Annotated in this window: 14 protein-coding genes and 2 pseudogenes; 7 read left to right on the plus strand and 9 right to left on the minus strand. The window is 54.2% G+C overall.

The genetic code is table 11. From position 1 onward, the window contains the following. Nucleotides 1-32: 32 nt before the first annotated feature. From ACQ29O_RS12935 to aspS, 3 genes are all read right to left on the minus strand, one after another. Entirely contained in the window at nucleotides 33-773 is a 741-nt protein-coding gene (locus tag ACQ29O_RS12935; RefSeq protein WP_000907242.1) for a YebC/PmpR family DNA-binding transcriptional regulator, read from the minus strand. A 29-nt stretch (nucleotides 774-802) separates the two neighbouring features. Further along, entirely contained in the window at nucleotides 803-1,255 is a 453-nt protein-coding gene (gene nudB, locus ACQ29O_RS12940) for a dihydroneopterin triphosphate diphosphatase (protein ID WP_000653693.1), read from the minus strand. A gap of 102 nt (nucleotides 1,256-1,357) precedes the next feature. After that, nucleotides 1,358-3,130, minus strand: coding sequence for an aspartate--tRNA ligase (gene aspS / locus ACQ29O_RS12945; RefSeq protein WP_001258629.1), 1,773 nt, complete (start codon nucleotides 3,128-3,130; stop codon nucleotides 1,358-1,360). A 324-nt stretch (nucleotides 3,131-3,454) separates the two neighbouring features. Between aspS and ACQ29O_RS12950 the strand changes: the two are divergent. The 5 genes and pseudogenes from ACQ29O_RS12950 (at nucleotide 3,455) to cmoB (ending at nucleotide 7,037) form a co-directional block, all read left to right on the plus strand. After that, a pseudogene (locus ACQ29O_RS12950) lies at nucleotides 3,455-4,022 on the plus strand (hydrolase). Beyond that, the gene (locus ACQ29O_RS12955; protein ID WP_000639226.1) at nucleotides 4,019-4,837 is read left to right on the plus strand and encodes a DUF72 domain-containing protein; all 819 of its coding nucleotides are present in this window, start codon (nucleotides 4,019-4,021) and stop codon (nucleotides 4,835-4,837) included. Before ACQ29O_RS12950 ends, ACQ29O_RS12955 begins: the two are co-directional and overlap by 4 nt. 52 nt (nucleotides 4,838-4,889) lie before the next feature. After that, nucleotides 4,890-5,285 (plus strand): MAPEG family protein, encoded by a 396-nt coding sequence (locus tag ACQ29O_RS12960; RefSeq protein ID WP_000252975.1) that lies wholly within the window; start codon nucleotides 4,890-4,892, stop codon nucleotides 5,283-5,285. A gap of 40 nt (nucleotides 5,286-5,325) precedes the next feature. After that, the gene (gene cmoA / locus ACQ29O_RS12965) at nucleotides 5,326-6,069 is read left to right on the plus strand and encodes a carboxy-S-adenosyl-L-methionine synthase CmoA (RefSeq protein ID WP_000019607.1); all 744 of its coding nucleotides are present in this window, start codon (nucleotides 5,326-5,328) and stop codon (nucleotides 6,067-6,069) included. Then, complete coding sequence (gene cmoB, locus ACQ29O_RS12970) at nucleotides 6,066-7,037, plus strand: tRNA 5-methoxyuridine(34)/uridine 5-oxyacetic acid(34) synthase CmoB (RefSeq protein ID WP_000569035.1); 972 nt, start codon at nucleotides 6,066-6,068, stop codon at nucleotides 7,035-7,037. The genes cmoA and cmoB overlap by 4 nt, the downstream gene beginning before the upstream one ends. Before the next feature lie 235 nt (nucleotides 7,038-7,272). Here cmoB and cutC read toward each other — a convergent pair whose 3' ends face one another. Beyond that, nucleotides 7,273-8,019 carry a copper homeostasis protein CutC gene (gene cutC / locus ACQ29O_RS12975; protein ID WP_001185780.1) on the minus strand — a complete coding sequence of 249 codons (747 nt, stop codon included), beginning with the start codon at nucleotides 8,017-8,019 and terminating at the stop codon, nucleotides 7,273-7,275. Nucleotides 8,020-8,038: 19 nt separating this feature from the next. After that, entirely contained in the window at nucleotides 8,039-8,608 is a 570-nt protein-coding gene (locus ACQ29O_RS12980) for a VOC family protein (protein ID WP_000024800.1), read from the minus strand. 236 nt (nucleotides 8,609-8,844) lie between these two features. Here ACQ29O_RS12980 and argS point away from each other — a divergent pair, with 236 nt between their 5' ends. Next, nucleotides 8,845-10,578, plus strand: a complete 1,734-nt coding sequence (gene argS, locus ACQ29O_RS12985) for an arginine--tRNA ligase (protein WP_001025372.1) — start codon at nucleotides 8,845-8,847, stop codon at nucleotides 10,576-10,578. 188 nt (nucleotides 10,579-10,766) lie between these two features. Next, nucleotides 10,767-12,638, plus strand: a complete 1,872-nt coding sequence (mrdA, locus tag ACQ29O_RS12990; protein WP_000142868.1) for a penicillin-binding protein 2 — start codon at nucleotides 10,767-10,769, stop codon at nucleotides 12,636-12,638. 53 nt (nucleotides 12,639-12,691) lie between these two features. Here the strand turns inward: mrdA and ACQ29O_RS12995 are convergent, their stop codons facing one another. From ACQ29O_RS12995 to ACQ29O_RS13010, 4 genes and pseudogenes are all read right to left on the minus strand, one after another. Further along, nucleotides 12,692-13,831 (minus strand): glycoside hydrolase family 88/105 protein, encoded by a 1,140-nt coding sequence (locus tag ACQ29O_RS12995; RefSeq protein WP_000989909.1) that lies wholly within the window; start codon nucleotides 13,829-13,831, stop codon nucleotides 12,692-12,694. A 236-nt stretch (nucleotides 13,832-14,067) separates the two neighbouring features. After that, a complete protein-coding gene (gene flhE, locus ACQ29O_RS13000; RefSeq protein ID WP_001233619.1) occupies nucleotides 14,068-14,460 on the minus strand; it encodes a flagellar protein FlhE in 393 nt (130 codons plus the stop codon). Further along, entirely contained in the window at nucleotides 14,460-16,538 is a 2,079-nt protein-coding gene (gene flhA / locus ACQ29O_RS13005; protein WP_000002398.1) for a flagellar biosynthesis protein FlhA, read from the minus strand. Before flhA ends, flhE begins: the two co-directional genes overlap by 1 nt. Further along, nucleotides 16,531-17,485, minus strand: a pseudogene (locus ACQ29O_RS13010) (EscU/YscU/HrcU family type III secretion system export apparatus switch protein). Before ACQ29O_RS13010 ends, flhA begins: the two are co-directional and overlap by 8 nt. Nucleotides 17,486-17,509: the final 24 nt, after the last annotated feature.

Below are 17,509 nucleotides of genomic sequence, written 5' to 3' on the forward strand. Positions count from 1 at the left end.
TCCCCCCTGCCCGCCGGCGTTTAACAGCACCATTACAGGGTCGCCGCCACCTCATCAGAGATCTCACCGTTATGGTAGACTTCCTGGACATCGTCACAGTCTTCCAGCATATCGATCAGACGTAGCAGTTTCGGCGCGGTTTCCGCATCCATATCCGCTTTGGTTGACGGGATCATGGACACTTCGGCGCTGTCCGCTTTCAGACCCGCCGCTTCCAGCGCGTCACGCACTTTGCCCATCTCTTCCCAGGCAGTGTAAACATCAATCGCGCCATCATCATAGGTCACAACATCTTCCGCGCCAGCTTCCAGAGCGGCTTCCATGATGGTGTCTTCATCGCCTTTCTCAAAGGAGATGACCCCTTTCTTACTGAACAGGTACGCCACTGAGCCATCGGTACCCAGATTACCGCCGCACTTGCTGAAAGCATGACGCACTTCCGCTACGGTACGGTTACGGTTGTCACTCAGACACTCAATCATAATGGCCGTGCCGCCAGGACCATAACCTTCATAGATGATGGTTTCCATGTTCGAGTCTTCATCACCACCCACACCGCGAGCGATGGCACGGTTCAGAGTGTCGCGGGTCATGTTGTTGGCCAGCGCTTTATCTACGGCCGCGCGCAGACGCGGGTTGGCATCCGGATCGCCGCCGCCCAATTTAGCTGCCGTTACCAGTTCACGAATAATTTTAGTGAAGATTTTACCGCGCTTGGCATCCTGCGCAGCTTTACGATGTCTGGTGTTGGCCCATTTACTATGACCTGCCATAAATATTTCCTCAAAAAAAGCGCGCCTTTTCAGGCGACGTTAATGACAAACTCTTCAATCGCTTGCCGGTTACTCCAGGACTTGGTAAGCGCCGCCGCGTCAGGCGCATCAAGCCACTGGTACGTCAGATGTTCAGTGAATATCACCTGCCGCTCATGCGGTAACGCAAGGCAGAACCAGAATTCTGTATTGTGCATAACGCCCGGCGCATAGCGATGACGTAAATGTGAAAAAATTTCAAACTCCACCGTACGTTGGCAGTCGATTAAGGTCAGTTGCTCTGCCGCAACATCAATCGTGACCTCCTCTTTGACTTCACGCACGGCGGCCTGCAACGCGGTCTCCCCTTCTTCTATGCTGCCAGTCACTGACTGCCAAAAATCCGGGTCGTCGCGTCGCTGCAACATTAGCACCCGTTTCGTATCCTGCGCGAAAATAACCACCAGGACCGAAACGGGGCGCTTGTACACTTTATCCTTCACGCGACCTCGTTGTTGGCTGTTGAGTGACGCCGTGCATTGATGAGACTCGCCCTTGCGGGCCGCCGCGATATCACGCGAATGATGTCGTGTACATTGTTCATATCAGTTATTCTCGGCTTTCTTCACAACCTGAATCCCCAACTCCGTCAACGCTGCCTGGTTGGCGAAACTCGGCGCTTCGGTCATCAGACACGCGGCGGCGGTCGTTTTCGGGAAGGCGATAACATCACGAATATTGTCGGTGCCGGTCAACAGCATGGTCAGACGGTCCAGACCAAACGCCAGGCCCGCATGCGGCGGCGTACCGTATTTCAACGCATCCAACAGGAAGCCGAACTTCTCGCGCTGCTCCTGCTCATTGATACCGAGAATACCAAATACGGTTTGCTGCATTTCACCGTTGTGAATACGCACCGAACCGCCGCCCACTTCATAGCCGTTAATCACCATATCGTAAGCGTTAGCGACGGCTTCTTCCGGCGCAGTTTTCAGTTCAGACGCCGTCATGTCACGCGGGGCGGTGAACGGATGGTGCATCGCGGTCAGACCGCCTTCGCCGTCGTCTTCAAACATCGGGAAGTCAATCACCCACAGCGGCGCCCATTTGTCTTCGTCGGTCAGGCTCAGGTCTTTGCCCAGTTTCAGACGCAGCGCGCCCAGCGCATCGGCAACCACTTTTTTGTTATCTGCGCCGAAGAAGATCATGTCGCCGTCCTGCGCGCCGGTACGTTCAAGGATAGCGTCGACGATGTCGGCGGTCAGGAACTTGGCCACCGGACTGTTAATCCCGTCCAGACCTTTCGCGCGCTCGTTAACTTTGATATACGCCAGGCCTTTCGCGCCGTAGATCTTAACAAAGTTACCGTAATCGTCGATCTGCTTACGGCTAAGCTGCGCCCCGCCAGGCACACGCAGCGCTGCCACGCGGCCTTTCGGATCGTTAGCCGGGCCCGCGAAGACCGCGAACTCTACCGATTTCAGCAGGTCAGCGACATCTACCAGTTCCATCGGGTTACGCAGGTCTGGTTTGTCGGAACCGTAACGACGTTCCGCTTCGGCAAACGTCATGACCGGGAAATCCCCCAGATCCACGCCTTTCACTTCCAGCCATAAATGGCGCACCAGCGCTTCCATCACTTCGCGCACCTGTGGCGCGGTCATGAAGGAGGTCTCGACGTCGATCTGAGTAAACTCCGGCTGACGGTCAGCACGTAAGTCTTCATCACGGAAGCATTTGACTATCTGATAGTAACGGTCGAAACCGGACATCATCAGGAGCTGTTTGAACAGCTGCGGCGACTGCGGCAGCGCGTAGAATTTACCTTTGTGCACGCGCGAAGGCACCAGATAGTCGCGCGCGCCTTCCGGCGTGGCTTTGGTCAGCATCGGCGTTTCAATATCAAGGAAACCGTGATCGTCCATAAAACGACGCACCAGGCTGGTAATTTTGGCGCGAGTTTTCAGGCGCTGCGCCATTTCCGGACGACGCAAATCCAGATAGCGGTACTTGAGACGCGCCTCTTCGGTATTAACGTGGTTAGCGTCAAGCGGCAGTGAGTCTGCGCGGTTGATGATAGTGAGAGAGGACGCCAGCACTTCAATTTCGCCGGTCGCCATATCCGCATTGACGTTTTTCGCGTCACGCGCACGCACGGTGCCCGTAACTTGAATGCAGAACTCATTACGCAGTTCAGAGGCCAGCTTTAACGCGTCCGCACGATCCGGATCGAAGAACACCTGCACAATACCTTCGCGGTCGCGCATATCGATAAAGATCAGGCTGCCAAGATCACGACGACGGTTGACCCAACCACACAGAGTCACCTGCTGCCCCACGTGGGACAGACGTAGCTGTCCGCAATATTCTGTACGCATGAGATATCCCTTAACTTAGCCGCAGGCGGATTGTTGCCTGCCATGCAGGCGACGAAGTCGCAGCTTTAGCTGTATGTCACAACTGGATGAAAAAAGGCGGCTATTATACTGGAAATTCTGCCGCACGATAAGAGTCAATCCAGCATGGGAGCGATAACTTGCCCGTTTCATGCGGTATCGACACTTGGTTCATACTGACTGTACCCGGGTTTTTCACGCGGGTATTGCGTATGCTCACAAAAATTAACAATATTTGTCACCGCTTTCCTCTTTAATCGCGCTTAAGGTGTAGTGAAATACGCTATTTTTAGGAGAGTGATTATCATGCTGAAACTCAACGCGACCACAACCTCCCTGGTGGTTATTGATTTACAGGAAGGAATTCTTCCGTTTGCCGGCGGCCCGTATACGGCAAATGAGGTGGTCGCCCGCGCCGCGCGGCTGGCGGAAAAGTGTCGTGCCAACGGCTCGCCCGTGGTTATGGTACGCGTCGGATGGTCTGATGATTATGCCGAAGCGTTAAAACAACCCGTGGATGCCGCAACGCCTGCGCACGCGTTGCCGGAAAACTGGTGGACCTGGCCTACGGCATTGGGTAATAAAGGACAGCGATCTGGAAGTGACTAAACGCCAGTGGGGCGCGTTTTACGGCACCGATCTGGAATTACAGCTTCGCCGCCGGGGTATCGACACCATCATATTGTGCGGGATCTCAACCAATATCGGCGTCGAATCCACAGCGCGTAACGCCTGGGAGTTGGGATTTAACCTTATTATTGCCGAAGATGCCTGTAGCGCCGCCAGCAGTGAGCAGCATCAGAGCAGTATGACGCATATTTTCCCGCGCATTGGCCGGGTACGCAGCGTAGAGGATATTTTAAACGCCTTATGATCTACATTGGCTTGCCGCAATGGTCGCACCCGAAATGGGCGCGGCTCGGCATCACCAGTCTGGAAGAGTATGCCCGCCACTTTAACTGCGTGGAGGGCAACACCACGCTTTACGCGCTGCCGAAAGCGGAAATTGTCGATCGCTGGTATGCGCAAACTACGGACGATTTCCGTTTTTGCTTTAAATTTCCCGCGACCATTTCTCACCAGGCCGCGCTGCGCCATTGCGACGATCTGGTACAGGCGTTTTTTACCCGCCTGGCGCCGCTGGAAACGCGTATTGGCCAATACTGGCTGCAGTTGCCCGCCGCCTTTGGACCGCGCGATCTCCCCGCCTTATGGCAGTTTCTTGATGCGCTCCCCGCCACGTTTACCTATGGCGTAGAAGTTCGTCATCCGTGTTTTTTTGACAAAGGTGAGGATGAACAGCGGCTCAATCGCGGGTTACACGCGCGCGGCGTAAACCGCGTGATCCTGGATAGTCGTCCGGTACATGCCGCCCATCCCCACAGCGAGGCCGTCCGCGACGCGCAGCGAAAAAAACCCAAAGTTCCGGTACATGCTGTCGTGACGGCTAGCCATCCGATGGTGCGTTTTATCGGTAGCGATAATATGGCGCAAAACCGTGAGTTTTTCGCCGCCTGGTTGCAGAAACTCCCGCAGTGGCGGCAGACCACCACGCCTTTTCTGTTTTTACATACTCCGGATATCGCGCAGGCGCCGGAACTGGTGAATACACTTTGGCATGATTTACGCAGCGTCTTACCGGAAATCGGCACTGCTCCGTCCATTCCACAGCAATCTTCTCTTTTCTGAAAATGCCCCCTATCATAGACAGTGCCATCAGCCATTTTAAAAGGGAGTTTGTATGGTAAGCGCGCTGTATGCCGTTTTGGGTGCGTTATTATTAATGAAGTTCTCTTTTAATGTCGTTCGCTTGCGAATGCAGTACCGTGTCGCCTATGGCGACGGCGGTTTTAGCGAATTACAAAGCGCCATCCGTATTCATGGCAACGCGGTGGAATATATTCCTGTCGCGCTGGTGCTGCTGCTGTTTATGGAAATGAACGGCGCCGAAACGTGGATGGTGCATATCTGCGGCATCATTTTAATCGCCGGTCGGCTGATGCATTATTACGGTTTTCACCACCGCCTGTTCCGCTGGCGGCGGGCGGGGATGAGCGCTACCTGGTGCGCATTGTTGCTGATGGTGCTGGCAAACCTGTGGTATATGCCCTGGGAGTTGGTTTTCTCCCTGTATTAGCGCACAATATGCGCCTTTATTTTTCCCGGATGTATACGTTATGTCTCACCGCGACACGCTTTTTTCTGCGCCTATCGCCCGTCTCGGCGACTGGACTTTTGATGAACGAGTAGCCGAAGTTTTCCCCGACATGATTCAGCGTTCGGTACCAGGCTACTCCAACATCATCTCCATGATCGGCATGTTAGCTGAACGCTTTGTGCAGCCGAACACGCAGGTCTACGATCTGGGCTGCTCGCTGGGCGCCGCGACGCTGTCTGTTCGGCGTAATATCCGCCATGAGCATTGTCGCATTATCGCCGTCGATAACTCCCCGGCCATGATTGAACGCTGCCGCCGCCATATTGATGCGTATAAAGCGCCTACGCCGGTTGAAGTCGTTGAAGGCGATATCCGCGATATCACTATTGAAAACGCCTCGATGGTGGTGCTGAATTTTACCCTGCAATTCCTTGAACCTGCCGAACGCCAGGCATTGCTGGATAAGATTTACCTGGGGTTGAATCCCGGCGGCGCGCTGGTACTGTCGGAAAAATTTAGCTTTGAAGACGCGAAAGTGGGCGAGCTGTTATTCAACATGCACCACGATTTTAAACGCGCGAATGGGTACAGCGAACTGGAGATCAGCCAGAAGCGCAGTATGCTGGAAAACGTGATGCTCACCGACTCGGTGGAAACACATAAAGCGCGCCTGCGTAAGGCGGGTTTCGAACATAGTGAACTGTGGTTCCAGTGCTTTAACTTCGGGTCGCTTGTCGCGTTAAAAGCCGGAGTTGCCGCATGATCGAGTTTGGTAACTTTTATCAGCTCATTGCTAAAAATCATCTCTCCCACTGGCTGGAAACATTGCCCGCGCAGATTGCCGCCTGGCAACGCGAGCAGCAGCATGGCTTGTTTAAACAGTGGTCGAACGCGGTAGAATTTTTACCGGAAATGACGCCCTGGCGGCTGGATTTACTGCACAGCGTCACGGCTGAAAGCGAAACGCCGCTCAGCGAAGGTCAGCTAAAGCGTATTGATACATTGCTGCGTAATCTGATGCCGTGGCGTAAAGGCCCGTTCTCGCTTTATGGCGTAGATATTGATACCGAATGGCGCTCCGACTGGAAGTGGGATCGCGTACTGCCGCATCTGTCAGATTTAACCGGCCGGACGATCCTTGATGTCGGCTGCGGCAGCGGCTATCACCTGTGGCGGATGATTGGCGCGGGCGCACATCTGGCGGTCGGCATCGATCCTACACAGCTTTTCCTCTGCCAGTTTGAGGCGGTGCGTAAACTGTTGGGTAACGATCAGCGCGCGCATCTGCTGCCGTTGGGCATTGAACAACTCCCGGCGCTGAAAGCATTTGATACAGTCTTCTCGATGGGGGTGCTTTATCACCGTCGCTCGCCGCTGGAGCATCTGTGGCAGTTAAAAGATCAGTTGGTCAACGAGGGTGAACTGGTACTGGAAACGCTGGTCGTCGACGGCGACGAAAATACCGTACTGGTGCCGGGTGACCGCTACGCGCAGATGCGTAACGTCTATTTTATTCCTTCCGCGCCGGCATTAAAAAAATGGCTGGAAAAATGCGGCTTTATTGATGTGCGTATCGCTGACGTTTGCGTCACCACCACCGAAGAGCAGCGCCGTACCGAATGGATGGTTACCGAGTCGCTGGCCGATTTTCTTGACCCGAACGATCGCAGCAAGACGGTGGAAGGCTACCCCGCCCCGCAGCGCGCGGTGCTGATTGCGCGTAAACCGTGATGGATTGCCGAATGACCGTTACGTATAGCACCGTTTCTCCAAAATAGTTCAAGTTGCAGCAAGGCGGCAACGCAGCAAATCCCCGGGAACGTAGGTAGCTACGTGACCGGGGTGCGCGAGGCGGCCAACGCTGCTGCGGCTTGAAATATGAAGGAGAAAAAAAGGCCCCTGTTGAATTGGCAGGGGCCTGGTACGAGCAAGCATCATATTGGGCGACATGATGCAACGGTAAAAATCATTTGGCCTGATGGCGAACAATGATTCCTTTCATTTCAGCGACCGCCGCACCCTCTACCCTATAGCGAGAATACTCGTCCGCCTGTATATCGGCAGACATCGATAACCCCTGATTGCGATAGCGCATCGGCGAAGGCAGTAAGACTCCGGCGGAACTGTGTACTTCCCGTACTCCGGCATCGAGGAAATTCTGCAGGTTATTTGCACGAACCCCCGCACCAGCCATAATGGTTGGAGCATCCCCTTGGGCAATAAGTTCCATAATTATTGATAAACCTTGCGCCGCATCGGCTTTTTGTCCGGAAGTCAGTACTCTTGCTACGCCTGCGTCAGCCAGATTCTTTAGCGCATTGAAGGGATTAGCACACATATCGAAGGCGCGGTGGAATGTCACCGCCAGCGGTCCGGCCGCCGCCATTATTTTTTCCATTCGCGACATATCGACATCCCCATCAACGGTCAACACGCCAGTCACCAGCCCGGGAAAACCCAACTCTCTGACGAGGCGAATATCTTCCAGCATGGCGGCAAATTCGCCGTCAGTGTAGTAAAAATCCCCGCCGCGAGGACGAATAATCGGATGTACGGGAATCGTAATATGCTCGCGCACGCTGCGTAAGACGCCCAGCGAAGGCGTAAGCCCGCCTTCTTTCGGCGCGGCGCACAGTTCGATACGATCCGCGCCGTTTCGCTGCGCGGTGAGCGCGCATTCCATGCTGTAACAACAGATCTCAAGTAACGCCATATTCACTCCGCTCAGCAGGTTAATGGGCCGCCTGTTCGCTGGCGACAATCGCTTCAATCGACCATGGATGAAATTTTACCGTGATGCGGCCATCGGTCACGGCCAGCGTAGGGTTTGGCAAACGTTCATGCTCGCCCTGTGGCGAACTGGTTTTAACCACTATCCCCGGCTGACTAAGCCCCTCATCCGACAACAACGCCAGCGCCCTCGCGTTCAAGGTCTCCGGCTCGCCGGGCAGCATGATTTCAATATGCTCCCACCCCTCGTGTGGATAGCGTTTTTCTCCCGGCCACGGTAATTCGATAACAGAAAACCGCCAGTGTTCCACACATACCGGTTCATGCAGTTTAAACAGACAAATCGGCCTGCCGTTGATGATATTTTCCGACAGTAGCTCACCGCATTGTTCAAAACCGCGACGCCAACGCTCCGCCGTCGTATTCTGGTGACAGCGCAATGAAATGTGATCGGCCTCAAGGGCGCTAATCTGCAGACCAAGGCGAGTGGAAAGTTCTCTGAACGCCAGAGTGAATCGCGGTAAATCTACGGAAATATCATGCAGTTCATCAATGTGTTGCCAGTTCGCCATATCAGGACGCTCTTCTTGCTGTGAAAACCGCTAATTTACGCTGTTGCGCCCCGGCAACCAACCTTTGATTTGATTGGGCGTTTATTGAATGCTTATGCAGATTATTGTTGCGTATATTTCAGGCGACGCGCCGCGCGCGCAATGCTGACGCCAACGGGCATTTGCAGTATACTCCCGCCCTAATTCTTAAACTGGCGCGGGCAATACAGTCCGCTTCATAAACGTAAGGTATTCCGGTGAATATTCAGGCTCTTCTCTCAGAAAAAGTTAGTCAGGCCATGATTGCTGCAGGCGCGCCTGCAGATTGCGAGCCCCAGGTTCGTCAGTCAGCCAAAGTTCAGTTCGGCGACTATCAGGCCAACGGCATGATGGCAGTTGCGAAAAAACTGGGTATGGCCCCCCGACAACTTGCAGAGCAGGTGCTGACTCATCTGGATCTCAGCGGCATCGCCAGCAAGGTTGAAATCGCCGGCCCTGGCTTTATCAATATTTTCCTCGAACCGGCTTTTCTCTCTGAACAGGTGCAACAGGCGCTGACCTCCGATCGTCTGGGCGTTTCTCAGCCGACTCGTCAGACGATTGTCGTCGACTACTCCGCGCCCAACGTCGCGAAAGAGATGCACGTCGGTCATCTACGCTCCACGATTATCGGCGATGCGGCAGTGCGCACGCTGGAGTTTCTGGGCCATCATGTTATTCGCGCTAACCACGTCGGCGACTGGGGCACCCAGTTCGGTATGCTTATCGCCTGGCTGGAAAAACAGCAGCAGGAAAACGCGGGCGACATGGCGCTGGCGGATCTCGAAGGATTCTACCGCGATGCGAAAAAGCATTATGACGAAGATGAAGCGTTTGCCGAGCGCGCGCGTAACTACGTCGTCAAATTGCAGAGCGGTGATACCTATTTCCGTGAGATGTGGCGTAAGCTGGTTGATATCACGATGACGCAAAACCAGATCACCTATGATCGTCTGAACGTCACTCTGACGCGTGACGATGTGATGGGCGAAAGTCTGTATAATCCGATGCTGCCGGGCATCGTCGCCGATCTGAAAGCCAAAGGCCTGGCGGTTGAAAGCGAAGGCGCAACGGTGGTTTTCCTTGATGAGTTTAAAAACAAGGAAGGCGACCCGATGGGCGTCATTATTCAGAAGAAAGATGGCGGTTATCTGTATACCACTACCGATATCGCCTGCGCCAAATACCGTTACGAAACGCTGCACGCCGACCGCGTGCTCTACTACATTGACTCCCGTCAGCACCAGCACCTGATGCAGGCCTGGACCATTGTGCGTAAAGCCGGTTATGTGCCGGATTCCGTTCCGCTGGAACACCACATGTTCGGCATGATGTTGGGTAAAGACGGTAAACCGTTTAAAACTCGCGCGGGCGGTACGGTGAAACTGGCGGACCTGCTGGATGAGGCGCTGGAGCGCGCGCGTCGTCTGGTGGCGGAGAAGAACCCGGATATGTCGGCTGACGAGCTGGAAAAACTGGCTAACGCCGTCGGTATTGGCGCGGTGAAATACGCCGATCTGTCAAAAAACCGCACCACTGACTATATCTTCGACTGGGATAATATGTTGGCTTTCGAAGGCAATACCGCTCCTTATATGCAGTATGCCTATACGCGTGTGCTGTCTGTTTTCCGTAAAGCGGACATCGACGAGCAGGCGCTGGCGAGCGCGCCGGTTATCATTAGCGAAGATCGCGAAGCGCAACTCGCTGCCCGTCTGCTGCAGTTTGAAGAAACCCTGACGGTGGTCGCGCGTGAAGGTACGCCGCACGTCATGTGCGCGTATCTGTATGACGTCGCCGGGCTGTTCTCCGGCTTCTACGAGCACTGCCCTATTCTCAGCGCCGAGAATGACGCGGTTCGCAATAGCCGCCTAAAACTGGCGCAACTGACGGCGAAGACGCTGAAACTGGGTCTGGATACGTTGGGTATCGAAACCGTAGAACGCATGTAAACGCGCCGTCGTTAACATCATCAGGCCTGACTCCGGATAACGGACTCAGGCCTTTTTATTGCCACAGCGGTATATCTGTAACAAATCACAAGGAATGACACATTTCTATAGAGAGATGGAACATCTTTTACCTGTGCTGGCGCTGACCGCCCCGTATCATTAGGCGGCGGATTGTTCAGGTACAGGTAATGACTTTTAAAGACTTTGATGCGGAAGAGAAACTCTTCCTGAGACGTGTGATTGTGGCGTTTGGTGTAGTGGTTGTCTGCTTTGGTATCCTGATCTTCAACCTCTATAACTTGCAAATCCGTCAGCACCACTACTACACCACCCGTTCGAATGAGAACGATATCAAGATGCTACCCGTCGCGCCCACGCGCGGCATCATTTACGATCGCAACGGCATTCCGCTGGTGCGTAACGTAACCTGGTATGATATCGCGGTTACGCCCTATAAAATTGCCGATATGGATGCGCTGCTAAAACAGCTCACCCCTATTGTTGATCTCTCCCCCGATGATATCGCCGACTTTCGCCGCGCGCTAAAATCCAGTAGCCGCTATCGTCCGGTGGTGCTCAAAAACGCGCTAACGGATGTTGAAATCGCACGCTTTGCGGTCAATCAGTTTCATTTCAACGGCGTCACGATCAATAGCTATCAGGATCGGCAGTATCCTTACGGCGCGGAGCTGGCGCATGTTCTCGGTTACGTGTCAAAGATAAACGATAACGACCTTAAAGCGCTGGATAAAAAAGGGCTGGCAGAGAATTACGCGGCGGACCATAACATCGGTAAACAGGGGATTGAGCGTTACTACGAAAACGATCTTCATGGCAAAACCGGTTATCAGGAGGTCGAGGTGGATAATCACGGGCGTATTGTCCGCCTGCTGAAAGACGTTCCTCCCATCGCGGGTAAGAACATTCACCTGACGCTGGATCTCCATTTACAAGAGTACATTGAAAGTTTGCTGGCCGGGCAGCGTGCTGCCGTACTGGTTGAAGATCCGCACGATGGTTCAGTGCTGGCGATGGTATCTATGCCCAGCTACGACCCGAACCCCTTTGTAAAAGGCATTAGCTATCAGGATTACGGCAAACTGCTGCACGATAAAAATCTGCCGCTGATCAACCGCGTGACGCAAGGGCTTTATCCTCCGGCGTCAACGGTTAAACCCTATATGGCAATGTCCGCGCTGTTATGCGGGATTATTACGCCGCAAACCACCTTCTTTGGCGCGCCAACCTGGACGCTTCCCGGCACGCAGCGGCATTACCGGGACTGGAAAAAAACCGGACACGGTATGCTGGATGTCACTAAAGCGATTGAGGAATCTGCGGATACCTTTTTCTATCAGGTCGCTTATATGATGGGTATTGACCGTATCGACACGATGTTGTCTCAGTTCGGCTATGGCAAACCGACGGGCATCGACCTTAATGAAGAGTATGACGGGCTGCTTCCCAGCCGCGCATGGAAACAGCGGGTCCATAAAAAAGCCTGGTATCAGGGCGATACCATTTCTGTCGGCATCGGCCAGGGTTACTGGATTGCCACCCCCATCCAGATGGTAAAAGCGATGGTGGCGCTCATCAACAACGGTAAGGTGATTGCCCCTCACCTGTTACTCAATGAAGAGAGCGGCAAAACGGTGGTTCCGTATCGCCCTTCAGGAACACCGGCACAGATAGCCGATCCGGCGTCGCCATACTGGGGACTGGTGCGTCAGGCGATGTATGGCATGGCGAATGCACCCAACGGAACGGGCTATAAGTTCTTTCACACAGCGCCCTACGGCATTGCGGCCAAAAGCGGCACGTCGCAGGTGTTTAGCCTGAAAGAAAATCAGACCTACAACGCGAAAATGATCCCCATTCGCCTGCGCGATCATGTGTTTTATACCGCTTTTGCACCGTATAAAAACCCTAAGGTCGCTATTGCCTTGATTCTGGAAAACGGCGGAAGCGACGGCGTTACCGCCGCGCCCATCATGCGAAAAATCCTTGACCACCTGTTTGATCCACAGGCTGATACCACACAGTCGGGTCAGGCGCCATAGTCAAATAAGCAAAGCGCCATCAGACAAGGATACGGCCGGAATATCTGCATACATCAGAAATAGTTACGCAGATATTCCGTCAAACACAGCATTGCCATCGCCTGCCCGTAAGGCATAGAGGTCAACGGAATATGACGGTAAAAATCGAGATCGTGGCCCATGCCAGTGCCAAATGACGTTTGCAGCAGTTCGCCTTCCGGCGAGATATGTTTCACTATCCCCCGAATGGCTTTTTCCGCCACCTGTGCATAGTGCCGCCCGACATAGCGTTTGCGCACCGCTTTAAGAATACCGTAGGCAAAACCCGCCGTCGCCGACGCCTCAAGATAAGAGTGCGGATCGTCAAGCAGCGTATGCCACAAACCACTTTCATCCTGACATTTCGCCAGCGCGGCGATCTGCGCATTCAGTACCTGGACCAGGTAACGGCGCACGGCATTATTTTCCGGCAAGTCCAGCAGTTCAAGAAAATCCGGGATCACAATGGTCAGCCAACTGTTGCCGCGCGCCCAGCGAGCGTTAGCGAAGTTATGATGACCGTCATAGCTCCAGCCGTGGAACCACAGCCCCGTCTCTTTATCCATCAAATTCTGCACGTGCAGCAGGAACTGATAGGTTGCCTCTTCCACATATTCCGGCCGGTTCAACAGTTTACCGATTTTCGCCAGCGGCAGCACCGTCATCATTAGCGTGTCGTCCCACATCTGCTGATGATTTTCCTCCGCCAGCGTGATGTGCTGCATTCCGCCGTGATCGGTACGGGGCATTTCATTCATCGCCCATTCGGCCCACGTTTCCAGCCACGGTAAATACGCTGGATTACGCGTCTCTTCATAGCGATACGCCAGCGTTAAAAATGGCGCCATCGTATTAACGTTTTTCGTCGTCGCGCCTTCCGCAAAACGATCGGCAAACCAGTCATCAATGATCTTACGCATCGTCTGGTCGCCGGTCTGTTGGTAATAGTGATACATTCCGTACAGGCCCACGCCGTGCGTCCACTCCCATCCGGCCCAGCCTTTAGTATCGATCACGCGTCCATCGTCCAGTCGCAATAAAAATTCGCCTGTCTCATCTTTAATATTGACCAGGTTATGCGTCACCTTTTGCACCAGGGCTTTTAGTTCATCTCTGGCGATAAAATGCTCAGGCTGACGCAATAGCGGACTGTGTTTGACTGGATAAACCATCATTTGCTTAACCTCTGTGTAATGTCGAATTCAGTGCTGCGTGCAGTTTTACCGCCGACGCAGTCGATTCGCTACAGTAAAAGCTAAGCTGGGCGGAAACCTTTTTGTTTCTGCCATTGCCAGAGCGTAAATGGCAAAAACGCAAAGAGTCCGGCAACCTACCTCACCATTTTATAAAACAGCGTTTCTATTTATTCAAAAAGAGAGTCAGGTCTGCCACCTGGCAAAGAAAGGGGCGGTTAGCGGTAGTTTACAATCACCTGATTGCTCCGCACTTTTAACGCCGGGATAAGTCGGCCGCCGCCGGGGACTTCCCAGACAAAGCGGAGCGGCTCGACTGCGGGAACATGAGCAAAACCGTGGGTCGTGCCACTCTGACCATCAAGTTCTACGCAACGGGACTGGGAACATAAACGTACCCGTAAGCCCGCGGGAGTCGGGCCATTCAGTTCATAACGCCAGGCGACCAGCGTCATCACACCGGAAACCGGCTGGCGCGCCGACAATGGCGAAGACGATGCGGAAACACCCCGGTAATTTAAGGTTACACCCATACCGCTATCCTGCCACGCGCCTTCGCCTGCGGCCTGAACCGTCAGGGGAAAGAGCAACAACGCCAGCCATTTACGCATTATTTTCCTCCAATGGTCGCCGTCATGCGGATATGACGGTTATCGGAAAGCTCAAGGTTCGACAACACCACCAGCTGCGGTAAACTGCGCCGCAAAAAGCGGGACAATAATGGACGTAGCGCATGGTTAACCAGTAATACCGGCGGCGCACCAAGCATTTCCTGGCGAGAAAGCGCCTCTTGCGTCTGCGCCAGCAGGCGATCCGCCAACCCAGGCTCAAGACCGCCGCCGCCCTGCAATGCCTGAAGCAGCAAACGCTCCAGCGCGGTATCCAGGCCAATCACCTGCACTTCTTCATTACCGGGGAACCACTGTTGCGTAATCGCTCGTCCTAATGCCACGCGTACCACGGCGGTTAATTCATGCGGATCGCTTTGTAACGGCGCATGTTCCGCCAGCGTTTCCAGAATGGTGCGCATATCGCGAATCGGGACTTTTTCCGCCAGTAAGTTTTGCAGGACTTTGTGTAAAGTTGTGAGGGTCACGACGCCGGGGACCAGATCTTCCGTGAGTTTAGGCATCTCCTGAGAGACACGACCCAACAGTTGCTGCGCTTCCTGGCGGCCAAACAGTTCGGCGGAGAATTGGCCAATCAAGTGGTTAAGGTGCGTCGCCACAACGGTACTGGCTTCCACGACGGTAAAGCCCTGAATTTGCGCCTGCTCTTTCAGGGCGCTTTCAATCCAGATGGCATCAAGGCCAAAAGCTGGATCGACGGTTTTCTCGCCCGGTAGCGTTCCCGCCGCCGTGCCGGGGTTAATAGCCAGCCAGCGTCCCGGATAGGCGTCCCCGCTGCCGATCTCTACCCCTTTCATCAAAATACGGTAGCGCGCAGGCTGTAAATCCATATTGTCGCGAATGTGGACAACCGGCGGCAGGAACCCCATATCCTGCGCGAATTTTTTACGAATGCTGCGAATACGTCCGAGCAATTCGCCATCCTGTTGAAAATCCACCATCGGGATCAGGCGGTAGCCCACTTCCATTCCCAGTGAATCCTCAAGCTGTACGTCATTCCAGGTAGCTTCGACCACCGAGTTATTTTCCGGCATTTTTACCGGCTGCGGCTCCTCCGGCGCTTTTTCTTCGCGCCCGCGCAGCCACCATGCCAGGCCGAGCAAAGCGGCGGTAAAGAGTAAAAATACCATGTTAGGCATTCCAGGCACCATGCCAAGCAGCCCCAGCACCGCCGCCGCCAGCAGCATCACCCTTGGATTACTGGACAGTTGGCCAACCATCTGCTCGCCAACATCCTGATCGGTACTAACGCGGGTCACAATGACGCCCGCCGCCGTGGAGATAACCAGCGCCGGGATCTGGGCGACCAGGCCGTCGCCAATGGTCAGCAGGGTGTAGCTTTCCGCCGCGCTGCCTATGCTCATTCCGTGCTGCAATACGCCGACCAGCAGCCCGCCGACCACGTTAATGACCATGATGAGAATACCGGCGATGGCGTCGCCGCGTACAAATTTACTTGCCCCGTCCATCGAGCCGTAGAAGTCGGCTTCCTGAGTGACTTCCGAACGCCGTTTTTTGGCCTCGTCTTCACCAATCAGACCGGCATTAAGATCGGCGTCAATCGCCATTTGCTTACCGGGCATACCATCCAGCACAAAGCGCGCGCCGACTTCGGCAATACGTCCGGCGCCTTTGGTGATGACCATGAAGTTGATAATGACGAGGATGATAAAAACCACAATCCCGATCGCGAAGTTACCGCCGACCAGGAAATGACCGAACGCCTCCACTACCTTTCCCGCCGCCGCCGCGCCGGTATGCCCTTCCATCAAAATAATGCGCGTTGAGGCTACGTTAAGCGCCAGACGCAGTAGCGTGGTAAACAGCAGGATGGTCGGAAACGCGGCAAAATCCAGAGTACTCTGGGTAAACATCGCCACCAGCAGCACCATGATCGATAGCGCAATATTAAAGGTAAACAATAAGTCGAGGATAAAAGCAGGCAGCGGCAGCACCATCATCGACAAAATCAGCAGAATGAGGATCGGCCCGGCAAGAATTTGCCATTGCGTCGATTTCAGGTTGCTGGGTAGGCGCAGCATCGCGACCAGATTAGCCATCAGTATTCTTCTCGTTCATAAAATCCAGCGCTTCTGGCACCGGAAGGTTCTCAGGTTGTGGAGGACGTTGCCCGCCCGCAAGCCGCCAGCGTTTAAGCTGCCAGACCCAGGCCAACACTTCCGCAACGGCAGCATATAACTGCCCGGGAATTTGCTGACCGATTTCGGCGTGGCGATATAATGCCCGCGCCAGCGGCGGCGCGTTGCATCTGGCGAATTTTGCCCTTAACATGCGGATCGCCTTCGCTCTCTTTAAATTCGTCGCGAATGTCCTGCCGCGACATGCGTAATTTTTTCAGGTGGCTAAAGATCTGGAAAAACACGTCAAATCCCACCATCGGAATCACGCCCAGTACCACCAGTAACGCGCAGAGTCCAACCAGATCCAGCGCATTCCCCATTGCGACGATCGGCGACTCCGCCATCAGGCGCATCATTTGTGGCCAGTGATACCAGAGATAAAAGCCGGTAACGCAGCCGACCAGCGTGGATTTCAACACCGCTTTTAGCAGTTCCGCGCCGGTCTGCGCCGAAAACATGCGCTTAATTCCCGGCAGCGGGTTTAATTTAGAAAATTTTGGCTGTAGCGACTTACCGCTAAAAATCAGGCCGCCAAGCATAACCGGCGAGATAAGCGCCACCAGTACCACGCCCGCGATGAGCGGTAGCAGTGCCATCATCGCCGCTTTAATCAGCAAAATTATCTGCCCCAGGATCAGGTTAGGATCGTTCACCATACGGTGATCGAAGTGCAGGCCTGCTGAGAGCATTCCCGCCAGTTGCCGCGCTAACGACTCGCCGCCGAACCAAATAATACAAACGCCCACCAGCAATATCAGCAGTGAGGTCAGTTCTCTGGAACGGGGGATCTGCCCTTCTTCCCGCGCTTTTTCAAGTCGGTGGGGTGTGGGGGCTTCTGTTTTGTCGTCGTCGCTCTCTTCTGCCACGCAGCAAACCCTGGATAGATTGAT

Source organism: Salmonella sp. GDC200615, assembly GCF_050574145.1.
Classification (GTDB): domain Bacteria; phylum Pseudomonadota; class Gammaproteobacteria; order Enterobacterales; family Enterobacteriaceae; genus Salmonella; species Salmonella enterica.